Here is a 22,461-nt window from a genome sequence, read left to right on the forward strand (position 1 = left end):
GCAACGAGCGCACCGGGGCCACCACGCGTGACGCCAGCCCGCCCGCCGCCGCGCGGGGCGAGGAGGCATGACGGCGGTCGGCGTAGAAGGGCGGCATCGACCGGCGTTGCGGGTCGGTGCTCAGCGCGTCGGCGATCATCTGGAAGCCGGCCACGCCGTCGATGACGGTGTGGTGCACCTTGATGTAGAACGCGAAGCGGCCACCGTCGAGGCCGTCGATCAGGTACGACATCCACATCGGCCGGCACCGGTCGAGCCGCTCGGCGTCCAGCTCGCCGATGAGCCGCCAGAACTCGTTGCGGTCCGCCGACACGGTCCTGCGCCGGCAATGTTGGCTGAGGTCAAGATCTTCCGCCTGGCGCCAGACCCACACGCCGCCGGTGTCCACGCCGCGGTGCGGGTACCGGCACAGCCTGGGGTCGATCGGGTCGTTGCCGGCGAGCGCCTCACGGTACAGGGCGTCGACGTAGTCCGGGCCCGCGTCCTGCGGCGGCGTCAGGATCAGCACGGCGCCGACGTGCATCGGGCTGGCCACCATCTCCGCGGCCATCATCGCCACGTCCAGCGGGTCCAGCGGATCCATTTCCGCGCGCCTAGGCCGGGCGGTCGCGCCGCGTCGACGGTTCGTCGAGGAGTCCGGACTGCCGCAGCGCGTCCCGGACGAAGTTCTGCACCGGGCGCGACCGGAAGAATCCGGTGTGACCGCCGGGATACCAGACGATTTCGGGTTTACCCCAGTGTTCCCAGAGGCGCACCACCTGCTCACGCGGATGCACGACCCGGTCGGCGACGCCGGCGTAGATGAACCGGCCCCGCCTCGGCACGAGTGGCGTCAGCGACAGCGGCGACGTCATCCGGCCGATGGGTTCGGCCAGTTCCATCGTGCGCCGGCGCGGGTCGTGCTCGCTGAGGCCGGAATGGCGCCCCAGCAGCTGCACCAGGTCCGCCACCGGCACGCCGAGGATCGCGCACGTGAGGCCCTTTTCGAGGCTCGCGACCAGCGCCGCGATGTAGCCGCCGAGCGAAAGGCTGTTCAACCCGATCGGCGACTCGGGCTCCTGCAACCGGATCCAGGACAGCAGCCGCCGGATGTCCCACACCGCCTGACCGGTGGCGTGCACGTCGTCGAGGATGTCCTCGCCGGGAAAGATGGCGCTCTTGGGCAGGCCGCGGGCCCGGGGGCCGTGCATCGGCAGAACCGGCATCACGACGTTCAGGCCGAGGTCGTCGTGCAGCTTCCAGGACCGAAACAGCGCGAGGTCCAGCGCGGCCCGACCCATTTCCGTGCCGTGCACGCACACCAGCCAGGGCCGCGGTTCGGGGTGGCGGAGCACCAGGGCGTATTCGCGGTCGTTCGAGGTGTAGCTCATCCACCGCTGCGCGCCAGGTTCGCCCGGCCGCGGCAGGTACCCGCTGTCGAAGGAGATTCGATAGAGAGATCGGGTGCGCCCCTTCACCTTTCGGACCGTGACGTCGGAGAGCGGCGGCGGCGCGCCGAAGAATCGCTTCGGGTGATCGAGCCATCCCCGCTTGCCGTAGAACTCCAGCCCCGCGAGCACCTCACCGGTGATGCGCTCGAACACCTCGGGCCGGCTGACCGGGCGGCGGGCCTTGAGACCCATCAGGACGATCTCGTCACGAAACGCCTGTGCGGCCAGGGCGAGGGTGGGGCGTGCGATGGGAAGTTCGCCGGGTGTCCCGTCGAGGTAGTCGCGCCACGACTGCGCGACGTACCGACCGGTGCCGGTGAGCGGTTCGACGGCCTTGCCCAGGCCATTGACGACCGGCGGATTCCAGCGCGGAGCGCCCGGTCCGCCGGGACCATGGCTGTCGGGTGTGGCCATGGCGGCACGCTAACACCCGGCCGATCGGGCGCGTTAGGGACCTACGGCCCGGCCGAAGGCGCGAAAGTCCTTGACCGGCAGGCGCAGATCATCGGGCGGTTCGGGACGAATGAAGGGGCGCGCAGGGACTTTAGTCACTCGTGCCGGTGGCCTCAGCGTCGTACGGTCGGTGCGTCGGCGCAGCGCCGACGACCGCCCACCAGGACCTCAAACCAGGACCTCAAACCAGGAGTTGACCATGACAGCACCCGAAAAATCCGAGCCGCGCTGGGCAGAACTCTCCGACGACGTGCTCGAATCCGTCGACAGCGGCCGCAAGCAGGCCATCGAGGCCGTCCGCAAGTTCGTCGACCAGATCAGTCCCGTGCTCCCGGAGCAGTCGCGCCGCAAGACCGTCGTCGACGCCGCCCTGGACCTGGCCGAGGAGTTGAGCGCGGCCCGCATCGAGTTCTTCCGCAGCGTGGTGCACAGCGCCGGTCAGGCGGTAAGCAAGCACGGCGAGTGAACCGGCGTCTCGACGACGGTTCAACCATGGCCGGGCGGCTGCGACGAGGCACCGCCCGGCCATTTGGTTTTCTGGGTGTGGATCATTCGACGTCCGCCTCCCCCGACAGATCCAGGACGACCTTGCGCGCGGCGCGCTGCAAGCCGACCGCAGCCGTCCAGTCAGCGCCCGAAGACCGGATCGGCCCGGCAACCGCGATGTCGACGGCTCCCCTCCGCGGAAAGTGGTGTTCCGGCCGCAGTATCGTCCGGGTTCCGCGGATGGCCATCGGGACGACGGGCACGCCGGTTTGGGCGGCCACCGCGAACGCCCCCATGTGGAAAGGCCGCAAACCTGGCGCACGGGCCAGCCGGCCCTCGGGGAAAATGACGAGCGACTGCCCGGCTCGCACCAGGGCGGCGAGCCGGCCGACGTCGGCCACCCCGTGTTCGCGCTCATGTCGCTCCACGAACTGGTGGCCGAGCCTCCTGAGCACGAATCCATTGAGCCCCTGGTGTTCAAGCACTTCAGCCGCGACGAACCGGTACCGCTCCGGCAGCACCGACGCCAGTGCCAGCGGGTCGATCCAGCTGGGATGGTTGGCCACCGCGATGGCGGTGCCCGCGGGCAGGTGGTCGAGGCCGTGCACGGTGATGGCCGTTCCGGTGAGCCGGGCCAGTAGCCGCACCGCCGCCCGGGCCACCTTCCAGCGCGACCGCGGCCGCGGCAGCACCAGCAACGACACGACCACCGCCAAGCCGAGGACCGTGTATACCGCCCACGCGTAGGCGGCGAAGCACATGGCACCCGCGGCGCGCCCGGCGCGGCGCATCGAAGGCGCCGCGCCGCGCAGCCGAAGGCGGGCCAATTCCCACCACACCGCTCGCGGGCGCGCGCCCACCTTCCCAGCCTGATAGAGCTGCCGGCTCGCCGCCCGCCGGATCTTGCCGCTCGAGGTCTTCAGCACCGTGCGCGGCGGCGCCAGTACCACGTCGTCCGGTGCCACGCCCAGCAAATCGACCGCGGTGGAGGCGATTTCGGAGCGCAATGCGGCGCGGGCGTCGTCCCCGACGGCTCGGGTCTCGGCCATGACGACCAGGCGTTCGGCGCCCCCCGCCGAGTCCGGCGAAGCGAACACCGCGACGCACCCCTTGCGGACGCCCGCCAGGTTGCCCACGGCCTCTTCGAGCTCCGCCGGGTGCAGGTTGCGCCCGGCCCGGATGATCACGTCCTTGACCCGGCCGGTGATGTAGAGGTCGGCGTCGGCCATGTACCCGAGGTCGCCCGTGTCCAGCCAGTCGTCGTGGAACAGCGCCCGCGTCGCGGGCGTGTTGTTGAGATAGCCGGCGGTGGCCGACGGACCGCGGAACTCGACGCGGCCTTCGCGGCGGTCGCCCAGCTCGTTGCCGGCGGCGTCGACGACGCGGATCTCGTGGCCCGGCAGGGGCCGGCCGCACGCGACAAAACGCAAGTCCCGCTCGCCCGGCGTCGCCGGCTCGGCCCGCCCGGAGCGCACGAACGCGTCCCGACGGATTCGGTCGATCAGCGGGCCGCGCCCCAACGGCGGGAAGGCCAGCCCCACGGAGGACTCGGCCAGCCCGTACACGGGTGTCATGGCCTCACGGCGAAAACCGTAGGGGGCGAACCGATCACCGAACCGCTCGATGGTCGTGGCGCTGACCGGCTCGGCGCCGTTGTAGGCCAATCGCCACGAGCTCAGATCGAGCCCGTGGATCTCGTCGTCGCGGATCTTGGTGAGGCACAGCTCGTAGGCGAAGTTCGGGCCGGCCGACATGGTCGCCCGGTTGGCGTGGATCTGCCAGAGCCACCCCGAGGGTCGGATCAAAAACGACTGCGGGCTCATCACCACCAGCGGGACGCCGAAATACATGCAACCGAGCCACGCGCAGATCAGACCCATGTCGTGATACAGCGGCAGCCAGCTGACGAAAGTGTCCGACCCGGAAGCCGCCGCGGCCCGACCCATCACGCGGATGTTGGCCAGCAGGTTCCGATGCGTCAGCGCGACCCCCTTGGGCGCTCCGGTGCTGCCCGAGGTGTACTGCACCAGCGCAAGATCGTCGGGCCGCGGCGCCGGGAAGGACGGGAGCGGGTCTTCGCCTGCGCCGGAGAGCGATTCGGGGACGACGACGTGGCGCAGGCTTTCGACGTTCGCGCGCAACAGGTGCCCGAGGGTGACTGCCTCCGGCACGGTGACCAGCAGGGTGGCGCGGGCGTTGGCGAGGATGCCGGTCGTGCGCCGCAGGTGGTCGGCCAGCTGCGAGGGCCGCGCCGGTGGGTAGACGGGAACCGGGACGGCCCCCGCGAGCACCACCCCGGCGAAGGTGACGAAATACGCGCGGCACGTGGGCAACATGATGGCCACCGTCTCGCCCGGCATCACCTCGTGCGCGATCAGGCCGGCCGCCAGGGCAGCCGCCTCCCGGTACAGCGCGGCATAGGTGACGTCGGTGCCGTTCGGGGGGCCGTCGGCGTCGTCGAGGACGCGGATGTGCGTGCGGCCCGGAGTCGCGCCGACGTGCCAGGCCAGGGCCTCGTTCAGGGTCGCCGCCGTTTCGGGCAGCAGGCCGGCCGGCCCGGTGACCGGCGGTGACACCGGGCCCCGGTCCGTTTCCGCGGCGGGGCGGCTCCGCGCCACGGCCGCCACGAGGTCACGCGGCGTCTCCGCGGTCGCCAGGATGTGCGGCGGCAGCACCACCCCGAACTTGTCCTGCACGCGCAGCAGCAACTCGCCCAGCTCCAGGCTGCCGATGCCCAGGTTGTCGAAAGCGCTGTCGAGCGTTACCGGGGGCGGTGTGGCGTGCGGGTGCACCTCGGCAACGAGGCCGCGCACCAACGCGAGGATGTCAGCGGGGCACTCTTGAGTTGCCATCGGTCACGACGCGGCGGCCGACCCCCCGGCCCGTTCGCGCATGCGGGCCGCGAAGGCCGCGGCCCGATCCAGGTCGTGGTCGTTCGGCCGTCCCCTGTTGATCCCGCCGATGAAGCCGAACGGCCCGACGGTGTCGAAGCCCCGGCAGGAAAACGAACCGATCACCTCAAAGCCCTTGGCTTCCAGGTGGTTCCGCACCGGCTTGTGGTAGTCCAGCAGCGGGATTTCCCGGGCGCCGCTGGTGAAGAAGGTGAACGCGCGCACGCCTGCGACGGTCGGCAGGCGTCGCATCAACTTGCGCAGCCTGTCGTCGACCGCCATGTAGTAGATCCCGGAGCCGAAGCCGACGAGGTCGTATTGGTGCAGGGCTTCGGGGTCCACCGACTCCGGTTCGACGACCTCGGCGTCCAGCACCTCAGCCATCCGCTCGGCCACGCGGCGGGTGTTGCCGTGCGATTTGGACACGCAGACGATGAGCGACTTCATAGGCCCATGCTGGCCGCGCACCGCACCGCCCGGAAGGGCGCAAAGGCACGAAACGCGCGGGGCATAAGTCACCTCGGGGTCACCCGGTCGCCTCAGTCGAACGCGTGGATCACCTGGCGCGCCACGCGCTGAATCTTCAGGCGCGTCTGCCGATCGAGGGGCAACCGTGCGGCGTCCGGAATTTTGCCGGTCGTGGTGATCACCCCGGGTTCCTCATGCTCCCACCGGGCGTTGACCTTGTCGCCCAACACCCGCGCGGGCGGGTTGTCGGCGAGCACCCGGGCGTGAAAGCGCTCGATGCCGTCGACCCGCGCGGCGACCGCCAGCGCGACGAGCAGCAGAGTCCCGATCCCGCGGTTCTGATAGGCGTCCGCCACCGTGAGCGCGACCTCCGCCGAGGTCGGGTCGTCCTCGTCGCGGATGAAGCGGGCGTCGGCGACGACCGGCCCGTCCGCGCAGGTGGTGACGACCCAGACGAAATGGTCGAGGTAATCGACCTCGAACAGGTAGGCCAGCCCCGACGCGCTGGGGGCGCCACCCTGGTAGCGCCGGTACAGCGTCTCCCGCGAGAATGCGCCTTCGCTGGTGAACCGCTCGGCGTCGCCCGGCAGCACGGGGCGCAGCAGGAACCCGGTGCCGTCTTTGGCCGACACCGGGATGGGGTCGATGTAGGCGATCAACCGCTGGCGCGCCGTGCGCACCATCCGGTCGGCGACGACGGGCGTGGCCAGCATGCGCTCGAAGGCGCCGTGATAGCCGATGTAACCCCGCACATCGTCCTTCGCGATCACCGTGGCCGTCCTGGGTTTGCCTCGCAGCAAAGCGATTTCGCCGATGATCGTCCCGGGTGACAGCTCGGCGACCGTCACCTGGCCGCGCGGTCCGGCGTGCCGGATCTCCACCCGGCCCGACGTGATGATCGCGAACGACAACGCGTTTTCGCCCTGGCGCATCAACACCTCGCCGGCGGACGCGCGCAGCGGTTGCAGCTGAGCGGCCAATGGCGCGAGGTCCCGCGCCGGAATGCCGGCGAACACGTCCAGCTCCGACAACTCCCCGCGGCCCGTCATCACCCCGATGTACGGTACGCGACCGGCGCCGCGCCCGCCCGGGCAATTCGCGGGTAAGCGCGGTGACAAAAGGCCCTGTCGCGCCGGGACTTCGGCAAGTCCCACGCGAGACCAAAGCACCGCGGCAGTCGTGCTGTTGGCCTCTAGGGCGCGGCCATGCGCGGTGGTCGGATGGACCGATACGGCTAAGCCGGGGAGACGACGGAGACGACGGGGAGACGACGATGTACGCAGCGACATGGCGGCCCCATTGGCCACAGCGCAGGCCGGCGAGCACGGTCTATCAGCTGACCGATTGCCTGCACGACGGGCATACCGCACGGGTGGCCGCCGACGAGATCACGAGCACGGTCTCCGGGTGGTTGGCCGAACTGGGCGCCCACAGCCCGTTGGTCGACGACCTCGAGCGCGCGGTGCGCGGCGGCGATTGGGCCGGCGCGAGTGCCATCGGTGAGCGCTTGTCCATTCGGGTCGCTGTCGCCGGCTGAGCGCCCCGCCGGCGAGCCACCATTCCGGGACTTTCGACACTATCCGCGACACACGGGCCCACAGCAGGATCGGGGGTTGACACCATGAACACGCCCCTCGCCTCGCTGGAGAGGCCCGACCTCAGCAAGATCGAGAACCGCGCGCCTTCGGTGGCGCACCTGTTCCTCGACCGCGTCTCCGCGACCCCGGACGCGGAGGCGTTTCGCTATCCGCAGGACCACAGCTGGGAGAGCGTGACCTGGCGGCAGGTCGGTGACCGCGTCCACAACATCGCCGGCGGGCTGATCTCGCTCGGGATCGCCTCGGAGGATCGGGTGGCGCTGGCGTCGTCGACGCGCTACGAGTGGGTGCTCGTCGATTTCGCGGTGATGTGCGCCGGCGCGGCGACCACCACGGTGTACCCGACCACCAACGCCGGCGACGTCGCGTACATCGTCGCCAATTCGGGAAGCCGGGTGGTGGTCGCCGAAAACCAAAGCCAGGTCGACAAATTGCTGCAGCACCGCGCCGAACTGCCCGACGTGGGCAAGGTGGTGATCATCGACGGCAACGGCGACGGCGACTGGGTGATGACGCTGGCCGAACTGGAGCAGATGGGCAAGCAGCTGCTGGCCGACTCCCCCGATGTCATCGACGAGCGCGTCGCGACCATCGGTCCCGACCAGCTCGCCAGCCTCATCTACACCTCCGGGACCACCGGGCGGCCGAAGGGCGTGCGGCTCACCCACGGCGCCTGGACGTACACCGCGGCGGCCATCGACGCGCTGGGCATCCTCGGCCCCGACGACCTGAACTTCCTGTGGCTGCCGTTGGCGCACGCGTTCGGCAAGGTGATGCTGGCGCTGGCGCTGCAGATCGGCTACGCGACCGCGATCGACGGCCGCGTCGACCGGATCGTCGACAACCTGGCGACGCTGCGGCCCACCTTCATGGGCGCGGCCCCACGCATCTTCGAGAAGGCACACGCCCACATCGAGGACATGGTCGCCCGGCGGGGCAGGCTCAGCAAGCAGGTGTTCGACTGGGCGATCGGGCTGGGTGTGAAGGTGTCGGAAACCCGGCAAGCCGGCAAGAAGCCGTCGGCGCTGGCCGCGCTGGCCTACCAGGTGGCCGACCGGGTGTTCTTCTCCACGATCCGCGAGCGGTTCGGCGGCCGGCTGAGGTTCTTCGTCTCCGCGGCCGCCGCCCTGGACCGTGACGTCGCGCGATGGTTCGACGCCGTCGGCATCATCGTGCTGGAGGGCTACGGGCTGACGGAGACCGCGGCGGCGTCATTCATCAACCGCCCCGACGCGTACCGGTTCGGAACCGTCGGATGGCCGTTCCCGGCCACCGAGGCCAGGATTGCCGACGACGGCGAAATCCTGCTCAGGGGGCCGGGTTTGATGACCTCGTACCACGATCTCCCCGACGCCACCGCCGAGGCGCTCGACGCCGACGGCTGGTTTCACACCGGCGACATCGGCGAGATCGACGACGACGGCTACCTGCGGATCACCGACCGCAAGAAGGACATGTTCAAGACCTCACAGGGCAAGTACGTGGCACCGTCGGCGATCGATGCGAAATTCAAGGGCCTGTGCCCGTACGCCAGCGAACTGCTCGTCTACGGCGAGGGGAAGCCATATTGCGTCGCGCTGGTCAGCCTCGACGGCGAAGCGATCGCCGAGTGGGCAGCAAGGAACGGCCTGGCCGGCAAGTCGCTCGCCGAGATCGCTTGCGACGACAAGACGCAGGAACTGATCGCCGGCTACGTCGATGCCCTCAACCTGGAGCTGAACCGCTGGGAGCAGATCAAGAGGTTCACCATCCTCGACCGCGAGCTCACCGTCGAATCCGGCGATCTCACGCCGAGCCTGAAGCTTCGCCGCAAGGTCGTCATCGAAAAGTTCGAGGACCGCCTCAGCGACCTCTACGACCGCCCGTCGGGATGAGCAACCGCGCGCCCGACGAACCGGAGCGCTTTTCCGCCCTGTTCACCGACCTTTACGAGGTCACCATGGCACAGGCCTACATGGCCGAACGCATGACGGGAACGGCCGTCTTCGAGGCCGTGTTTCGCAAGCTGCCGCCCGGGCGATCGTTCGTGATGGCCGCCGGCCTGTCCGATGTGCTCGACTTCCTCGAAGCGTTCCGGTTCCAGCCGGAGGACATCGACTACCTGCGCGGGTTGGGCTTGTTCGCCGACGAATTCCTCCGCTGCCTCGCGGCGCTGCGTTTCACCGGCAACGTGTGGGCGGTGCCGGAAGGGACGATCGTCTTTCCCAACGAGCCGATCGTGCAGGTGATCGCCCCGATCGTGGAGGCTCAGCTCGTAGAAACGTTCGTGGTCAACCAAATTCACCTGCAAAGCGTCATCGCGAGCAAGGCCGCCCGCGTGTTCGAAGCGGCCCGCGGCCGGCAGGTGGTGGATTTCGGTGCGCGGCGCGCGCACGGCACCGACGCGGCGCTCAAGGCGGCGCGGGCCGGCTACCTCGCCGGCATGGCGGGCACGTCGAACCTGCTCGCGGCCCGTAGGTACGGAATCCCGGCGTTCGGCACCATGGCCCACAGCTTCATCCAGGCGTTCGACAGCGAGCCCGACGCGTTCGAGGCGTTCGCCCGGCTCTACCCGGACACCACGCTGCTCGTCGACACCTACGACACGTTGCGCGGCGTGGACCGGGTCATCGAGCTGACGAGGAAGCGGGAGCGCCTCCCCATCGCCGGGATCCGGCTCGACTCCGGGGATCTCGGCGCGCTGTCGCGGGCGGCCCGGGAAAAGCTCGACGCGGCGGGATTGACCAGGGTCGAGATCCTCGCCTCCTCGGGTCTCGACGAGTACCGCATTGCCAAGCTGCTCGACGACGGCTGCCCCATCGACGCCTTCGCGGTCGGCACCAAATTCGTTGTGGCCCAAGATGCCCCCGCCCTCGACATGGCGTACAAGCTGGTGGAGTACGACGGCGTGGGGCGGACCAAGTTCGCCAAGGGCAAGGTGATCTATCCGGGGCGCAAGCAGGTGCGGCGGCTCAATCACGGGACCTTCGGCGGCGACACGATCGGGCGGGCCGACGAAGACCTCCCCGGCGAGCCGCTGCTGGTGCAGGTCATGAAAGACGGCCGGCGCGTTCACGATGCCGGGCTGCAGGCGGCGCGAATCTGGGCACGCTGGCAGCTCGACCGGCTGCCGCCCTACCTTCGTTGGCTGGACGCCACCGGCTGGTCCTACCCCGTGGACGTCAGCCCCGGGATCGCGTCCGAGCTGACACGGCTCCGCCGCGCCGCCTCGGTGACCTAAGACCCGCAGCTGGGGGCTAATGACCCTGCCGCGGGCCGCGGTGGGTTCATACGGTTGCCAGCATCGTGGCGCGACGGCGAAAGGGATGGCATGCGATCGGATCGCCTCAAGTGGCTGGTAAAAGCGCAGGGGCCGTTTGCCTCGGTCTATTTCGACGACTCGCACGACACCCAGGATGCCGTCGAGCAGCTCGAGACCACCTGGGACGACATCCGCAAGCAGCTCGAGGACCTGGGCGCGGCCGCGGCGCTCATCGACAACATCGAGGGGGCCGTGCTGCACAACCGACCGGCCGTCGGCCGGCGCGGCCGCGCGGTGATCGCGACCGGCGATGAGGTGCTGATCAACGAGCCGCTCGACGGGCCGCCGCCGGCGATGGTGGTTCGCCTGTCCGATTACCCGTACGTCGTGCCGCTGATCGAGTTCGAGATGCAGCGCCCCACCTACGTTTTCGCCGCCGTCGATCACACCGGCGCCGACATCACCCTCTATCAGGGCGACACCGTCAGCTCGACGAGCGTCGAGGGCGACGGGTATCCGGTGCACAAGCCGGCCAGCGCCGGCTGGAACGGCTACGGCGACTTCCAGCACACGACCGAGGAAGCCATCCGCATGAACTGCCGCGCGGTCGCCGACGAACTCACGCGACTGGTGGACGGCGCCGACCCCGAGGTGGTGTTCCTGTGCGGCGAGGTCCGTTCGCGGGCGGACGTCATCGCGCAGTTGCCACGGCGGGTGGCCGACCGGATTTCGGAGTTGCACGCCGGGTCCCGCAAGAGCGGAATCGACGAGGATGAGGTCCACCGGTCGACAGCCGCCGAGTTCGCTCGGCGCCGCGAAGCCGGGCTGGCCGGGCTCGCCGATCGGTTCCAGGCCGAACTCGGCCGCGGCTCGGGCCTGGCCGCCCAGGGCGTTGCCGCCGTGTGCGCGGCGCTGCGCGAGGGCGACGTCGACACGCTGCTGATCGGCGAACTGGGCGACGCGACCGTCGTCTCCGGCCGGGCGCTCACCACCGTGGCGCCCGATGCCGACGCGCTGTCCGACTTCGGCGAACCGGTGCAGCGGGTGGCGCGGGCCGACGAGGCGTTGCCGTTCGCCGCGATCGCGGTGGGTGCCGCGCTGGTGCTGGCCGGCGACCGGATCGGGCCCGCGGAAGGCGTCGCCGCGTTGCTGCGATATGTCGCGAGCGACGCGGTCGGCCGCCGGGGCGCATGACTTCCTTTGGAACAGACTTCCTTTGGGAACAGAGCAGTGTCAGGAGCGTGCAATGACTCAACGTGACGAAGAAATCCAGGTGAGCACGGGGCCGGTCTCCGTGGCCGGCCACCTCGTCATCCCTGAGCATCCCAAGGGTGTCATCGCCTTCGCGCACGGCAGCGGAAGCAGCCGGCACAGCCCGCGGAATCGATTCGTCGCCGAGGTCCTCAACAAGGCCGGATTCGCCACCGTGCTCTTCGACCTGCTGACGCCCGGTGAGGAACGCGACCGCGCCAACGTCTTCGACGTAGGGTTGCTTGCGCGCCGACTGGTCGACGTCACGGCCTGGCTGGCGGCCCAACCCGACACCGCGTCACTGCCGGTCGGCTACTTCGGGGCCAGCACCGGCGCGGGCGCGGCGCTGGTGGCGGCCGCACACCCGGGGGTCAAGGTGGCGGCCGTGGTATCCCGCGGCGGGCGGCCCGATTTGGCCGGTGAGGCGCTGCGCAGCGTGCATGCCCCGACCCTGCTGATAGTGGGCGGACACGACCAGACGGTGCTGCGGCTCAACCGGCAGGCGCAGGCCGTGATCCCGGGCGAGTGTGAGGTCGCCGTCATTCCGGGTGCCACCCACCTCTTCCAGGAGCCGGGCGCGCTCGGGCGAGTGGCCGCGCTGGCCAGCGACTGGTTCACCGACCGCCTGGCGGTACAGGTTCAGGTTTAGGGCGGCGGTCCCGGATGGGGGGGTTTTCCGGGACCGCCGCGGCTCGGGAGTGGCTCCTCAGTCGGCCGGTGTGATCAGGCCGTAGTGCCCGTCGTAGCGGTGATACAACACGGTGCCGCGGTCCCGGGCGGCGTCGACGAAGAACAGGAACGGCAGGCCGAGCAGGCCTATCCGCTCGATCGCCTCGTCCACGGTGAGCCGCGGAGCCGGCTGCGGGCTGATGGTCAGCGGCAGGTCGAACGGCGCCAGTTCGTCCGACAGTTCCGGAATCACCTGCGCCAGGCGATATTCCGTGGGACCGTGCCGGTACAGCACACTGTCCTGCTGGCTGCCGCGCTCCGTGAAGAGGTGGAAGTCGTAGTCGAGCAGCTCCATCTCGAGCGCGGCCTCGTCGATGGTGCAATCGGGGAGGCTGTACGACTTGTGCCGGATGATGCGGCGTTCGCTTTCGGGCCTCGGAAAGTAGTTCGGCCGGTGGGTGGGTTCGGATTCATGGCGCCATTCGTGCGGGGCGGCCTTGGGCATGCCGCCTCGCCTGGCTTCCCAGTTCTCGGCGGCGCGTTCGAGTCGACGACGCAGCCGCGCCTCGAGCCGATCGATCGCCTCCCGCTCGGTGACGCCCTCCACCTGGGCGCGGATCGGCCGGCCGTTGACGTCGAGGTTCGCCTGCGCGATGACGCGGCGGGCCACCGCCGGATCGCCGTGCTCGCTCAGCCGCACGTGCGCGTGCAGCACCGGTTCATGGGCGAAGCGTCCGAGCTCGCCGATCTTCGTCCGCGCGTAGTCTTCGGCCTCGGGCAGCTGACCATGCGTCGTCACCTCGACATCCAGGACGGCCGGTAAATCGGGTCGGTGTCTCATGATTCGTTGCTACGCTCCTTCCAAATCGTTGCTGTAGGGCCGAAGGTCACCGCGGGCGCGGTACTCGGTCGCACGTTCAGCGGTGCAGACCGGTGACCGGCTGGTGGGTGTTGGCCTGGATATCGGTGGAAGTCAACGCCATTAGCTGATTGGACAAATCCGACAGGGCTCGGGCAATCGCCAGTTCGTCGCCGATCCGGGCCACCGGCTCGTCGGCGGGGTCAAGTCGCGCCAAACCGATCCCGACGAAATCCTTGCCAGCCCACGACAGCCGGGCCTTCGCCCGGGTGCGCTCTTCGTGCTCTTCGATCAGCACATCGATCCGGCAGGTCTTGCCGCCGTCGTCCTTGCCCGTCATCGCCGGTCTCCTTGTCTTGGCGATTGATTTGCCCGATTAGATGCGACCATCACGTGCCGGTCGGTAAGTAGGGGCGAAAGTCATCAGGTTCCGGGCAAAGGAAACCGCCAGAGGCCGAAGCGCGCCGTAAAGAAATCCCGAATTAGTCGACGATTAAAGAACCACCGATATTAATCGATAATATTGCTGGTTTTAATCAATAATTTCGTTGACATATATCGACGCGTCCATAAAGTAACTGACGTGTCCTACCCCAGGCAGGGCGAGTAGATGCACGCCTCTCGAGGCCGCCGTGCGTCGCACCATTCGGGTGACGATCGCGAACAAGCCATCCTGGCCACCGCCGAGCGCCTCCTGCAGGAACGACCGCTGGCCGACTTCTCCGTCGACGACCTGGCGAAAGGTGCGGGCATCTCCCGTCCCACCTTCTACTTCTACTTCCAATCCAAAAATGCGGTGTTGCTGTCGCTGCTGGACCAGATGAACGGCAAGGCGCACGCGGCGCTGACCGCGCTGGGCGGCAAGCTGTTCGGCGACCCCGCGACGCATTGGCGGGCGCGCATCGAGGCCTTCTTCGAGGTGTCGGGATCGCATCGGGCGGTCGCGGTGGCCGGGGCCGCGGCGAAGGCCACCAACCCCGAAGTCCGGCAGCTGTGGTCGACGCTCATGCAGAAGTGGATCTCCCACACCACGGCGGCGATCAAGGCCGAACGCCGGCGCGGCGCCGCCCCGGAGACCTACCCGGCCGAGGATCTGTCCGTCGCGCTGAACATGCTGAGCGAGCGGGTGATGGCCGCGACGTTCACCACCGAGGAGCCGGCGATCCCCGAAGACCGCGTGATCGACACGCTGGTGCACATCTGGCTGGCCAGCATCTACGAAGCCGACGGCACGGCGCTGGCCACTAGCGGCCCCTGAGTATCCGCCGCGCGCGGTCGATGCTCTCGTCGACCAAGCGGTCCGTTTCGCCGAGATAGCCGGCCGACGGGGCCCTGCCCGCCAGCTCGGCGATCGCCCGTTGCTCGCCGAGAACGTCGGCGCTGCTGAGGTTTTCGGCCATCCGCGCGGCGTCGACCCGCAGTCCGGCCAGCAGCTCTGCGCACTGGGAACCCGCAACGAGCGTGCGCCGGCCCAGGGTGCGCAGCGTGTCCCACTCGGCATGCCAGGGACCGTCGGGCCGTTCGTCGTTGGCCAGCGCCGCGGCGGTGTGCAGGGTGGCCGCCAGTTGCGGCGCCGCGAGCGCGGCCCGCCGGATCAGGATCGACAGGACCGGGTTGCGCTTGTGCGGCATCGACGACGATCCCCCGCGGTTCTCGCCTGCCGGCTCGGCGAGTTCGCCGATCTCGGGACGGGCCAGGGTCACCACGTCCGAGGCGACGCGGCCCCAGGCGTCGGTGCAGCCGACGAAGGCGTCCGCGGCCGCGGTGACCGGCGTGCGCGTCGTGTGCCACGGCGGGCGGACGGGCAGCGCCAAAGCGATTGCCGCGCTTGCCACCAGCCGATCGGAGAGTTCACCCGGATCGTTGGCCGCGCCCATCAGCGTCGCCAGCTCGGTGGCGGCGGCCCGGGTCCCGGCCGCACCGCCGACCTGAATCGGGGTGACCAGCCCCTGCAGCCGCTCGAACGCGTCGGCGACCCCGTTCAGCCAGACGGCCGCCTTGGCGCCGAAGGTGGTGGGCGCCGCGTGCTGGGTGAGGGTGCGGGCCACCATCGGGGTGCCCCGGTGGGCCGCGGCGAGGGCGGACAGCGCCGAAAGTTGTTGTGTCAGTTGCGCGGTGAGCTCGTCCGCGACGGCGCGCACGCCCAGCATGAGGGCGGTGTCGAGGACGTCCTGGCTGGTGAGTCCGCGGTGGATCCACGGCGCGACGGCCGGGGCGGCGCGACCGCGCAGCAGTTCGACCAGCCCGATGACCGGGTTGCCGCCGCCCTCCGCGGCGACGGCGAGCGACTCGCGGTCGTCGTCACCCACCAGGGTGGACAGGTCTGCGCCGGAGCCTGCGCCGGGCGCCAGGCCGGCGGCGGCCAGCGCGCCCAGCCACGCGGATTCCACCGCGACCATCGCGGTCAGCAGCGACCGGTCCGTCATGTGCTCGCCGGCCCGCTGGTCGCCGGGCCACAGGAGATTGGTCATCGGCGGTACTCCAGGAACACGGTCTCGTCTGGCCCCTGCAGGTGGATATCGAAACGGTATGCCGCGCCGCCGCTTTCGGGGATGCACACCAGAGGTGCGAGCGCCGGGTCGGCGTTCACGGCGTCGTGGGGCAGGTAGGCGCGGGTGAACAACCGGTCCAGCAACCCGCGCGCGAAGACGGCGATGGCGAAAAACGGGGCTCGCCCGCGGTCCGAGCCGGGCGCGACGGTGGTGAAGCCGTAGTACCCGGCCGCGTCTGTCGCGCACCGGCCCCAGCCGGTGAACGCCGTATCGTCGCGGCGCAGCGACCCGGGCTGCGCCGGGATGCGCCCGTCGCCGTCGCGCTGCCAGAGTTCGACCAGCGCGTCCGGGACCGGCTCCCCTGCGCCGTCGTACACCGTGCCGTGCAACCGGACGGCCCGCGGATGCTCGGCGCCGACCAGCTCGCCGTCACCGGGATATGGCAATCCGAGGCTCAAGAAGGGGCCCACCGTTTGCCCCGGGGTGCAAGGCAATTCAGCCATCTTCGTCAGTCCAGGTTCGACGGGCGCCGCACAGCACGATGTCCCAGCGGTAGCCTGTCGCGTACTCGGGCTGGGTGACGCCGTGGTCGTAGCGGGCGATCAGCCGTTGCCGGGCGGCCGGATCGGGGATCGATTGGAAAATGGGATCCAGGTCGAACAGCGGATCGCCCGGGAAGTACATCTGGGTGACCAGCCGCTGCGTGAAAGCCGTTCCGAAGACCGAGAAGTGGATATGGGCCGGGCGCCAGGCGTTGTGGTGATTGCGCCACGGATAGGGGCCGGGCTTGATCGTCAGGAAGCGGTAGGACCCGTCGGCTCCGGTGAGGCAGCGGCCGGCGCCGACGAAGTTCGGGTCCAGCGGGGCCGGGTGCTGGTCGCGCTGGTGACGATAACGGCCGCCCGCGTTGGCCTGCCAGATCTCGACCAGCTGCCCCGCCACCGCAGCGCCGGCGTCGTCGAGCACCCGCCCGGTCACGATGATCCGCTCCCCGAGCGGCTCACCCGGATGGCCGGCCGTCAGGTCGGCGTCGAGCGGGCCGACGTCTCCAGGGCCGAAGCACGGTGCCCCGCGTTCGAGCTCGTCGGGGTCGACGACGAGTGGGGGCCGGTTGGGGTGGCGCAGGACGGTGCTGCGATAGGGCGGGTAGTCGAGCCGCGGCAGCGTCGGATCCCCGGCGGCCTCACCGCGGCTCAGGGCGGCAATCTCCGCCGTGATGTCCTCCTGGGACGCGACAGCCTCGGCGCTCATCAGCCGTGAGGCTACTCCCGATCGCGCGGCTGACCCCCCGTCAGCCGCGTGATGTCGTCCGTTAGAGACCCCGGACCAACGCGGCCCGGCCCTTGGTGCGCATCCGGTGCAGCGCGGAGCTGCGGTACTGCTCCATCTTGGCGGCCATCTGGTTGCCCAGCTCCTCGAGCTCGGCGTCGGTGATCTTCACCTCGGGCGGAGCCGGAATCAGGTCGCGCTCCTCCTCGTCGGCGTGCGCCTCCAGCACGGTCTTGAAGGAGTTCCACTCGACCTCGTAGTCCGGCGCGCTCTGCGGCGTCTTGAGCAGCACGGAAAGCTGGTCCACCACCTGACGATGCTCGGCGTGCGCGACGGCGATCAACTTGCTGGCATCCTTGAGCGCCGGGTAGTACAGGTCGTCCTCGATGCGGAAGTGGATGTCGAGTTCGACGAGGAAGTCATCGAAAAGGGCATGCCTCTCTTCGCTGTTCACCGGCGCCTCGCTGATCTTGCGGCCGAGGCCCTTGATCACGATGTGGTGTTCCTTCAACACGTCATAGGCGTTCACTTCGCTACCTCCTCGGCACGCACCTCAACCATTCCGTCGACCAACCTGGCCTCGTAGCACGGCAGCGGGGCCGCCGCCGGGCCCCGCAGGACCTCTCCCGACTCGGCCGCGAACCACGAGCCGTGCCAGGGGCACACGACCCGGCCGCGGTCGACCCAGCCGTCGGCCATCGGGGCCGCCAGGTGTGGGCAGAACTCACCGAACGCCGACACCTCGCCCGGCTTCGTCTGGCAGACAACCACTCCCACGCCGTCGACCTCGACGCGCACCGGCTTGCCGTTCAGCGAGTTCGCCGGCAGCACCGGGGTCCACTCCGTGGTGCGCAGCCGCTCGCCCGACTGGTCGATCCCGATGCCGGACTCGAACACCAGGGCCCCGCCGAGGTAGCTGCCAGAGAGGGTGATGGCGTAGCCGAGCGTGGTCAGGGCGATGCCGCGGCCGTGTCGGCCGTGCCGGCGGTCCCACCAGGACTGCGCGTAGAGCCCGGTGGCGACCAGGTTCACCAGGCCGTGCACCAGGCCCACCCGGCGGTCCTCGGAGTGGGTGTGTTGCCAGTCGGTGGTGCCGGTGATCGCGGACCCGATGCTCGCCAGGATCCCCACCCCCAGCGCGCGGGTGGCAAACCGGGACGCGTCGCGCACCTCGCTGGGCCGCTGACCGGGCAGCAGGCTGAGCGCGTCCAGCGCCACCGTCGTGCCCAGCGCCCCGCTCGTCAGCGACGCCAGCGGCGGATGAACCGGGTGCCCGAGCCAGACGCCGTGCAGCGCGTTGGTGACGGTGTTGCGCGCGCCGCCCAGCGCGTTGTAGCCGAAGCTGAGCAGGTGCTCGAACCGATAGCTCGGCCGATCCAGCCACTCCTGCCGCCCGATTGCTGACAACACTCGCGGTCCGAGTCCCCGCAACCCACGGCCGGCCCCCCGGGACCGATCCACCATGACACCTTCCTTCCTCAGATGCAGCACTATACGGCAGCAATCCACGCAAAATCGGCGATAACCCGTGTGTTAATTCGCGCTCACAGGCGCACCGGGTCCGACGTGACCACCGTAGCCGCGGACCGTGAATCCTCGGTTGTCAGGCACCTGTGAGTTAGCCAAAAGGATGCTCCGAAGTCGCTGGCCGTGGGCATTGACCAGGCGCGCCGGGTGCGCGATTCTACTTAGCGGAAGTAATTTCTGTACAGCAGAGGATGCGGGTGACGGATTTTCGCAACGTTTTCGACCAGGTCCGGCGGGGGATGATCCCCGCCCACATCTACAACGACCGCGAGTTGTTCGCGCGGGAGCGGGAGCGATTGTTCAGCCGCGCATGGACGTTCGTGGGCCACGAATCGGAGGTCCCGCACGACGGCGACTACGTGGTGCGCCGGGTGCTCGACGATTCCTTCATCATCAGCCGCGATGCCGACGGACGGGTGCGTGCCCTGTTCAACATGTGCCTGCATCGCGGCATGCAGCTGTGCCGAGCCGAGATGGGCAACGCCTCCAACTTCCGCTGCCCGTACCACGGCTGGACCTACCGCAACGACGGCCGGCTCACCGGGCTGCCGTTTCATCGCGAGGCCTACGGCGGCGACGAGGGGCTGCCCCGCGACGCCCAAAGCCTGCTTCCCGCACCGAGTTTCGCGAGTTACAACGGCCTGTTGTTCGTCAGCCTGGACCCGGCGGCCGAACCGCTGGAGGATTTCCTCGGCGACTTCAGGTTCTACCTGGATTTCTACACCAAGCAGAGCGCCGGCGGCCTGGAGGTGCGGGGGCCGCAGCGCTGGCGGATCAAGGCCAACTGGAAGATCGGCGCCGAGAACTTCGCCGGCGACATGTACCACACCCCGCACACGCACGCGTCGATCGTCGACATCGGCCTGTTCCGCGAGCCGAAAGCCCAGAAGCGCAAGGACGGAGCGACCTATTGGGCGGGTCGCGGCGGTGGCACCACCTACAAGCTTCCGCCGGGCGACTTCGACGAGCGGATGCGCTACGTCGGCTATCCCGACGAGATGATCGCCCGGATCAAACACACCTGGACACCCGAGCAACGGCGGGTGGTCGGCGAGGACGGGTTCATGATCTCGGCGGCCACCTGTTTTCCGAACCTGAGCTTCGTGCACAACTGGCCCAAGTTGCCCGGCGGCCAGCAGGTGCTGCCGTTCATCTCGATCCGGCTGTGGCAGCCCATCAGCGAGAACGAAACCGAGGTGTGCTCGTGGTTCGCGGTGGATTCCGCCGCTCCCCTGCAATACAAACGTGATTCGTACCAGGCATATTTGATGTGCTTCGGATCGACCGGAATGTTCGAACAAGACGACGTGGAGAACTGGGTGTCGCTGACCACCACCGCGGGCGGGTCGATGGCGCGCCGCCTGCTGCTCAACAGCCGGATGGGCCTGCTCTGCGACGATCGCCCCGTCATCGAGGCGCTGCCCGCCGAGTCCTTCCACGGTCCGGGGCGCGCCCAGGTCGGCTACAACGAGTACAACCAGCGCGCGCTGCTCGGCTTGTGGGCGGACTACCTGTCATGAGAAAAGCCCTCCCATTCAACGACTTTCGCCACCTTCAGGCCCATCAGTTCCTGGTCGACGAGGCCTACCTGCTCGATGCCCAGGACTACGAGGCGTGGCTGAACACCCTGACCGACGATATCCGCTACCTGATGCCGGTCCGGGTCACCACGGCGCGCGGTGCCGGGTTCGACGCCGAGCCGGAAAGGGGGCCGGGGATGGCGCATTTCGACGAGGACAAGTACTCGCTGCGCCAGCGGGTCGCCCGCTTTGCCACCGAGCACGCCTGGACCGAGGATCCGCCGTCGCGGCTGCGGCACTTCATCACCAACGTGCGCACGTTCGTCGAAGATGACGCGCACCTGGCCGTCGAATCGGCCGAGTTGCTCTTCCGCAGCCGCGGCGACGTCAACGACGCCGCGCTGGTGTCCTGCGGGCGCGAGGACCTGCTGCGGCGCTGCACGGATGGCTGGAAGCTGGCACGCCGCACCATCTTTGTCGACGAGTCGGTGCTGCGGATGCAGAACCTGGCGGTGTTCCTGTGAACGAACCCCTCACGGTGGCAAACGAATTCGCCGAGGTCGAGGTGCGGCGGGTGGACACCCGCAACGGGTCGCGGTTGCTGATCAGCGCCCCCAAGACCGGGCGGTCGATCAGCCTGGACGCGCTCGAGCTGGAGGCGCTGACCTGGCAGAACGCCCGCACGCTGGCCACCATGGTCGGCAAGGCCGGCGCGCCGCTGGTGCCCGACGAGCCGGAGGTCGGCGATGACCGGCTGGCTTGAGGGCAAGCGCGCCCTGATCGTCGGCGCCGGATCAGGCATCGGCCGCGCCGTGCTGGACGCGTTTCGTACCGAGGGAGCCAAAGTTGCTGCGCTGGAACGCGATTCGGCAAAGTGCGAACGGTTGCGGGACGAGTTGGCCGGCGTCCCGGTGGTCGACGGCGACGCGGTCACCCGTGCGGCCAACGAGCGCGCCGTCGCCGCCGCAGTGGACGCCTTGGGCGGGCTGGACACCCTGGTCAACTGCGTCGGGGTCTTCGATTTCTACCGGGGCGTCGGCGACATCGACGCCGGTGACCTGTCGTCCGCCTTCGACGAGATGTTCCGCACCAATGTGCTGAGCCACCTGCAGTCGGTCAAGGCGGCCCTGCCCGCGCTGCAGGCCGGCACCGGGTCGTCGATCGTCTTGTGCGAGTCCACGTCGTCGTATCACCCCGGGCGCGGCGGCGCGCTGTACGTGTCGTCGAAGTTCGCCGTGCGCGGACTGGTGGCGACGCTGGCCCGCGAACTGGCGCCGCGGATCCGGGTCAACGGCGTGGCGCCGGGCGGCACGCTGGGCACCGATCTGCGCGGCCTCGCCAGCCTGGGCCTCGAGGGCGTCCGCCTGGACGACACCCCCGATCGGGCAAGCGATCTGGCGGCGCGCACCCCGCTGGGCGTCGCGCTCACCGGAGAGGACCACGCCTGGAGTTTCGTGTTCCTGGCGTCCGACCGGTCCCGCGGCATCACCGGCGAAACCGTCCACCCCGACGGCGGATTCGGGCTGGGTGGAACGCGTGTTTGATCAACAGCGCGCCTTGGTGGCGCAGGCCTGCCGGGTCGCGGCGGCGCGCGGTCTGGTCGACGGCATCCTCGGCCACCTGAGCCTGCGCGTCGATGACGACCGGCTGCTCGTCCGGTGCCGCAGCGACACCGACACCGGGGTGGCGTTCACCCAACCCGGCAACATAAGGCTCATCAAATTCGACGGAAGCGCCGGCGCCGCAGGCGAGCTCGACGGCTACCGGGTTCCCAACGAGCTGCCCATCCACGTCGAGACGATGCTCGCCGATCCGGCGCACCGGGCCGTCGCGCACCTGCACCCGCCCGCCGTCGTCGCCGCCGACCTCGCCGGGATCACGCTGAGGCCGATCTACGGCGCCTACGACATTCCCGGCGCGTGGCTCGCGCGCGGCGGCGTGCCGGTCTACGAACGCGCAGTGCTGATCCGAACCCCGGCGCTGGGCAAGGACATGGTGGCCGCGATGCACGGCCGGCCGGTGCTGATCCTACGCGGGCACGGAATCACCAGCGCCGCCAACACCATTCAGCAGGCCGTGCTGCGGGCGATCGGCGTGAACGAGCTGGCGCGGATGTCGTTGCGGGTGCGCGCGGCCGGCGCCGCGCTGCGCGACATCGACGACGCCGACTGGGACGACCTGCCCGACCTGGGGCCGGGATTCAACACCGACGCGGCCTGGCGACACGAGGTCGCGCGGCTGGGTGACTGAAAGCCAATGTCACAGGTTCATATCCGGCGCGCGCCGCGCGACCGGGACGGCGCGCGC

At 69.5% G+C, this 22,461-nt stretch carries 23 protein-coding genes and 1 pseudogene; 12 read left to right on the top strand and 12 right to left on the bottom strand.

Annotation, left to right across the window (positions count from 1 at the left end):
* Positions 1-583 (bottom strand): wax ester/triacylglycerol synthase family O-acyltransferase (locus A5696_RS18605; RefSeq protein ID WP_231964377.1); only part of this gene is annotated, 583 nt, incomplete at its 3' end.
* 10 nt (positions 584-593) lie between these two features.
* Positions 594-1,844, bottom strand: a complete 1,251-nt coding sequence (locus tag A5696_RS18610; RefSeq protein WP_067882264.1) for a S9 family peptidase — start codon at positions 1,842-1,844, stop codon at positions 594-596.
* 238 nt (positions 1,845-2,082) lie between these two features.
* Here A5696_RS18610 and A5696_RS18615 point away from each other — a divergent pair, with 238 nt between their 5' ends.
* Entirely contained in the window at positions 2,083-2,349 is a 267-nt protein-coding gene (locus A5696_RS18615) for a hypothetical protein (RefSeq protein WP_067882267.1), read from the top strand.
* 82 nt (positions 2,350-2,431) lie between these two features.
* Here A5696_RS18615 and A5696_RS18620 read toward each other — a convergent pair whose 3' ends face one another.
* The 3 genes from A5696_RS18620 to A5696_RS18630 all read right to left on the bottom strand — a co-directional run bounded on the left by A5696_RS18620 (position 2,432) and on the right by A5696_RS18630 (position 6,786).
* Positions 2,432-5,182 carry an AMP-binding protein gene (locus tag A5696_RS18620; protein WP_231964378.1) on the bottom strand — a complete coding sequence of 917 codons (2,751 nt, stop codon included), beginning with the start codon at positions 5,180-5,182 and terminating at the stop codon, positions 2,432-2,434.
* A 42-nt stretch (positions 5,183-5,224) separates the two neighbouring features.
* Positions 5,225-5,707 carry a flavodoxin family protein gene (locus A5696_RS18625; RefSeq protein WP_067882273.1) on the bottom strand — a complete coding sequence of 161 codons (483 nt, stop codon included), beginning with the start codon at positions 5,705-5,707 and terminating at the stop codon, positions 5,225-5,227.
* A gap of 92 nt (positions 5,708-5,799) precedes the next feature.
* A complete protein-coding gene (locus tag A5696_RS18630) occupies positions 5,800-6,786 on the bottom strand; it encodes a GNAT family N-acetyltransferase (protein WP_369803370.1) in 987 nt (328 codons plus the stop codon).
* Between the two features lie 215 nt (positions 6,787-7,001).
* On the opposite strand from A5696_RS18630, the gene A5696_RS18635 reads away from it, so the two are divergent.
* The 5 genes and pseudogenes from A5696_RS18635 to A5696_RS18655 all read left to right on the top strand — a co-directional run.
* Positions 7,002-7,265 carry a hypothetical protein gene (locus tag A5696_RS18635; protein ID WP_067882279.1) on the top strand — a complete coding sequence of 88 codons (264 nt, stop codon included), beginning with the start codon at positions 7,002-7,004 and terminating at the stop codon, positions 7,263-7,265.
* Between the two features lie 84 nt (positions 7,266-7,349).
* Positions 7,350-9,200, top strand: coding sequence for a long-chain fatty acid--CoA ligase (locus tag A5696_RS18640; protein WP_067882282.1), 1,851 nt, complete (start codon positions 7,350-7,352; stop codon positions 9,198-9,200).
* Positions 9,197-10,546 (top strand): nicotinate phosphoribosyltransferase, encoded by a 1,350-nt coding sequence (locus A5696_RS18645; protein ID WP_067882284.1) that lies wholly within the window; start codon positions 9,197-9,199, stop codon positions 10,544-10,546. The genes A5696_RS18640 and A5696_RS18645 overlap by 4 nt, the downstream gene beginning before the upstream one ends.
* Before the next feature lie 90 nt (positions 10,547-10,636).
* On the top strand, positions 10,637-11,761 hold the full coding sequence (locus A5696_RS28040; protein ID WP_067882287.1) for a Vms1/Ankzf1 family peptidyl-tRNA hydrolase: 1,125 nt from the start codon (positions 10,637-10,639) through the stop codon (positions 11,759-11,761).
* Between the two features lie 61 nt (positions 11,762-11,822).
* Positions 11,823-12,467, top strand: a pseudogene (locus tag A5696_RS18655) (dienelactone hydrolase family protein); the annotation flags it as partial.
* A 57-nt stretch (positions 12,468-12,524) separates the two neighbouring features.
* Here the strand turns inward: A5696_RS18655 and A5696_RS18660 are convergent.
* Positions 12,525-13,328, bottom strand: coding sequence for an HPF/RaiA family ribosome-associated protein (locus A5696_RS18660; RefSeq protein WP_067882293.1), 804 nt, complete (start codon positions 13,326-13,328; stop codon positions 12,525-12,527).
* 76 nt (positions 13,329-13,404) lie between these two features.
* On the bottom strand, positions 13,405-13,686 hold the full coding sequence (locus tag A5696_RS18665; protein ID WP_067882296.1) for a DUF1876 domain-containing protein: 282 nt from the start codon (positions 13,684-13,686) through the stop codon (positions 13,405-13,407).
* 270 nt (positions 13,687-13,956) lie between these two features.
* Between A5696_RS18665 and A5696_RS18670 the strand changes: the two genes are divergently transcribed.
* Positions 13,957-14,604 (top strand): TetR/AcrR family transcriptional regulator, encoded by a 648-nt coding sequence (locus A5696_RS18670; RefSeq protein ID WP_067882299.1) that lies wholly within the window; start codon positions 13,957-13,959, stop codon positions 14,602-14,604.
* Here A5696_RS18670 and A5696_RS18675 read toward each other — a convergent pair.
* From A5696_RS18675 to A5696_RS18695, 5 genes are all read right to left on the bottom strand, one after another.
* Positions 14,591-15,817 carry a lyase family protein gene (locus tag A5696_RS18675; RefSeq protein ID WP_067882302.1) on the bottom strand — a complete coding sequence of 409 codons (1,227 nt, stop codon included), beginning with the start codon at positions 15,815-15,817 and terminating at the stop codon, positions 14,591-14,593. The genes A5696_RS18670 and A5696_RS18675 overlap by 14 nt on opposite strands.
* Positions 15,814-16,341, bottom strand: coding sequence for a protocatechuate 3,4-dioxygenase subunit alpha (gene pcaG, locus A5696_RS18680; protein ID WP_067882306.1), 528 nt, complete (start codon positions 16,339-16,341; stop codon positions 15,814-15,816). The genes A5696_RS18675 and pcaG overlap by 4 nt, the downstream gene beginning before the upstream one ends.
* On the bottom strand, positions 16,334-17,089 hold the full coding sequence (gene pcaH, locus A5696_RS18685) for a protocatechuate 3,4-dioxygenase subunit beta (protein ID WP_067882309.1): 756 nt from the start codon (positions 17,087-17,089) through the stop codon (positions 16,334-16,336). The genes pcaG and pcaH overlap by 8 nt, the downstream gene beginning before the upstream one ends.
* A gap of 61 nt (positions 17,090-17,150) precedes the next feature.
* Positions 17,151-17,636, bottom strand: a complete 486-nt coding sequence (locus tag A5696_RS18690; protein ID WP_067882311.1) for a hemerythrin domain-containing protein — start codon at positions 17,634-17,636, stop codon at positions 17,151-17,153.
* Complete coding sequence (locus A5696_RS18695) at positions 17,633-18,571, bottom strand: Rieske 2Fe-2S domain-containing protein (protein WP_067882659.1); 939 nt, start codon at positions 18,569-18,571, stop codon at positions 17,633-17,635. Before A5696_RS18695 ends, A5696_RS18690 begins: the two co-directional genes overlap by 4 nt.
* Positions 18,572-18,873: 302 nt before the next feature.
* Here A5696_RS18695 and A5696_RS18700 point away from each other — a divergent pair, with 302 nt between their 5' ends.
* The 5 genes from A5696_RS18700 to A5696_RS18720 are packed head-to-tail and all read left to right on the top strand — an operon-like array spanning position 18,874 to position 22,404.
* On the top strand, positions 18,874-20,154 hold the full coding sequence (locus A5696_RS18700; protein ID WP_231964510.1) for a Rieske 2Fe-2S domain-containing protein: 1,281 nt from the start codon (positions 18,874-18,876) through the stop codon (positions 20,152-20,154).
* Complete coding sequence (locus tag A5696_RS18705; RefSeq protein WP_067882317.1) at positions 20,151-20,678, top strand: 3-phenylpropionate/cinnamic acid dioxygenase subunit beta; 528 nt, start codon at positions 20,151-20,153, stop codon at positions 20,676-20,678. The genes A5696_RS18700 and A5696_RS18705 overlap by 4 nt, the downstream gene beginning before the upstream one ends.
* Positions 20,675-20,917: a dihydrodiol dehydrogenase gene (locus A5696_RS18710; protein ID WP_067882320.1), complete on the top strand. Its 243-nt coding sequence runs from the start codon at positions 20,675-20,677 to the stop codon at positions 20,915-20,917. The genes A5696_RS18705 and A5696_RS18710 overlap by 4 nt, the downstream gene beginning before the upstream one ends.
* The gene (gene hcaB / locus A5696_RS18715; protein WP_067882323.1) at positions 20,901-21,698 is read left to right on the top strand and encodes a 3-(cis-5,6-dihydroxycyclohexa-1,3-dien-1-yl)propanoate dehydrogenase; all 798 of its coding nucleotides are present in this window, start codon (positions 20,901-20,903) and stop codon (positions 21,696-21,698) included. The genes A5696_RS18710 and hcaB overlap by 17 nt, the downstream gene beginning before the upstream one ends.
* Positions 21,682-22,404, top strand: coding sequence for a class II aldolase/adducin family protein (locus tag A5696_RS18720; RefSeq protein WP_067882326.1), 723 nt, complete (start codon positions 21,682-21,684; stop codon positions 22,402-22,404). The genes hcaB and A5696_RS18720 overlap by 17 nt, the downstream gene beginning before the upstream one ends.
* Positions 22,405-22,461 lie beyond the last annotated feature (57 nt).

The sequence above is a fragment of the Mycobacterium sp. E2699 genome, from assembly GCF_001666745.1.
In the GTDB taxonomy this organism is placed as follows: Bacteria; Actinomycetota; Actinomycetes; order Mycobacteriales; family Mycobacteriaceae; genus Mycobacterium.

Bases quoted from the DNA above. Each gene is read 5' to 3' on its own strand.
- hcaB (WP_067882323.1), top strand. From the start codon at position 20,901: ATGACCGGCTGGCTTGAGGGCAAGCGCGCCCTGATCGTCGGCGCCGGA.
- A5696_RS18705 (WP_067882317.1), top strand. From the start codon at position 20,151: ATGAGAAAAGCCCTCCCATTCAACGACTTTCGCCACCTTCAGGCCCAT.
- A5696_RS18665 (WP_067882296.1), bottom strand. From the start codon at position 13,686: ATGACGGGCAAGGACGACGGCGGCAAGACCTGCCGGATCGATGTGCTG.
- pcaG (WP_067882306.1), bottom strand. From the start codon at position 16,341: ATGGCTGAATTGCCTTGCACCCCGGGGCAAACGGTGGGCCCCTTCTTG.
- A5696_RS18625 (WP_067882273.1), bottom strand. From the start codon at position 5,707: ATGAAGTCGCTCATCGTCTGCGTGTCCAAATCGCACGGCAACACCCGC.
- A5696_RS18610 (WP_067882264.1), bottom strand. From the start codon at position 1,844: ATGGCCACACCCGACAGCCATGGTCCCGGCGGACCGGGCGCTCCGCGC.
- pcaH (WP_067882309.1), bottom strand. From the start codon at position 17,089: ATGAGCGCCGAGGCTGTCGCGTCCCAGGAGGACATCACGGCGGAGATT.
- A5696_RS18660 (WP_067882293.1), bottom strand. From the start codon at position 13,328: ATGAGACACCGACCCGATTTACCGGCCGTCCTGGATGTCGAGGTGACG.
- A5696_RS18695 (WP_067882659.1), bottom strand. From the start codon at position 18,571: ATGGTGGATCGGTCCCGGGGGGCCGGCCGTGGGTTGCGGGGACTCGGA.
- A5696_RS18635 (WP_067882279.1), top strand. From the start codon at position 7,002: ATGTACGCAGCGACATGGCGGCCCCATTGGCCACAGCGCAGGCCGGCG.
- A5696_RS18615 (WP_067882267.1), top strand. From the start codon at position 2,083: ATGACAGCACCCGAAAAATCCGAGCCGCGCTGGGCAGAACTCTCCGAC.
- A5696_RS28040 (WP_067882287.1), top strand. From the start codon at position 10,637: ATGCGATCGGATCGCCTCAAGTGGCTGGTAAAAGCGCAGGGGCCGTTT.
- A5696_RS18670 (WP_067882299.1), top strand. From the start codon at position 13,957: ATGCACGCCTCTCGAGGCCGCCGTGCGTCGCACCATTCGGGTGACGAT.
- A5696_RS18700 (WP_231964510.1), top strand. From the start codon at position 18,874: ATGATCCCCGCCCACATCTACAACGACCGCGAGTTGTTCGCGCGGGAG.
- A5696_RS18645 (WP_067882284.1), top strand. From the start codon at position 9,197: ATGAGCAACCGCGCGCCCGACGAACCGGAGCGCTTTTCCGCCCTGTTC.
- A5696_RS18675 (WP_067882302.1), bottom strand. From the start codon at position 15,817: ATGACCAATCTCCTGTGGCCCGGCGACCAGCGGGCCGGCGAGCACATG.
- A5696_RS18640 (WP_067882282.1), top strand. From the start codon at position 7,350: ATGAACACGCCCCTCGCCTCGCTGGAGAGGCCCGACCTCAGCAAGATC.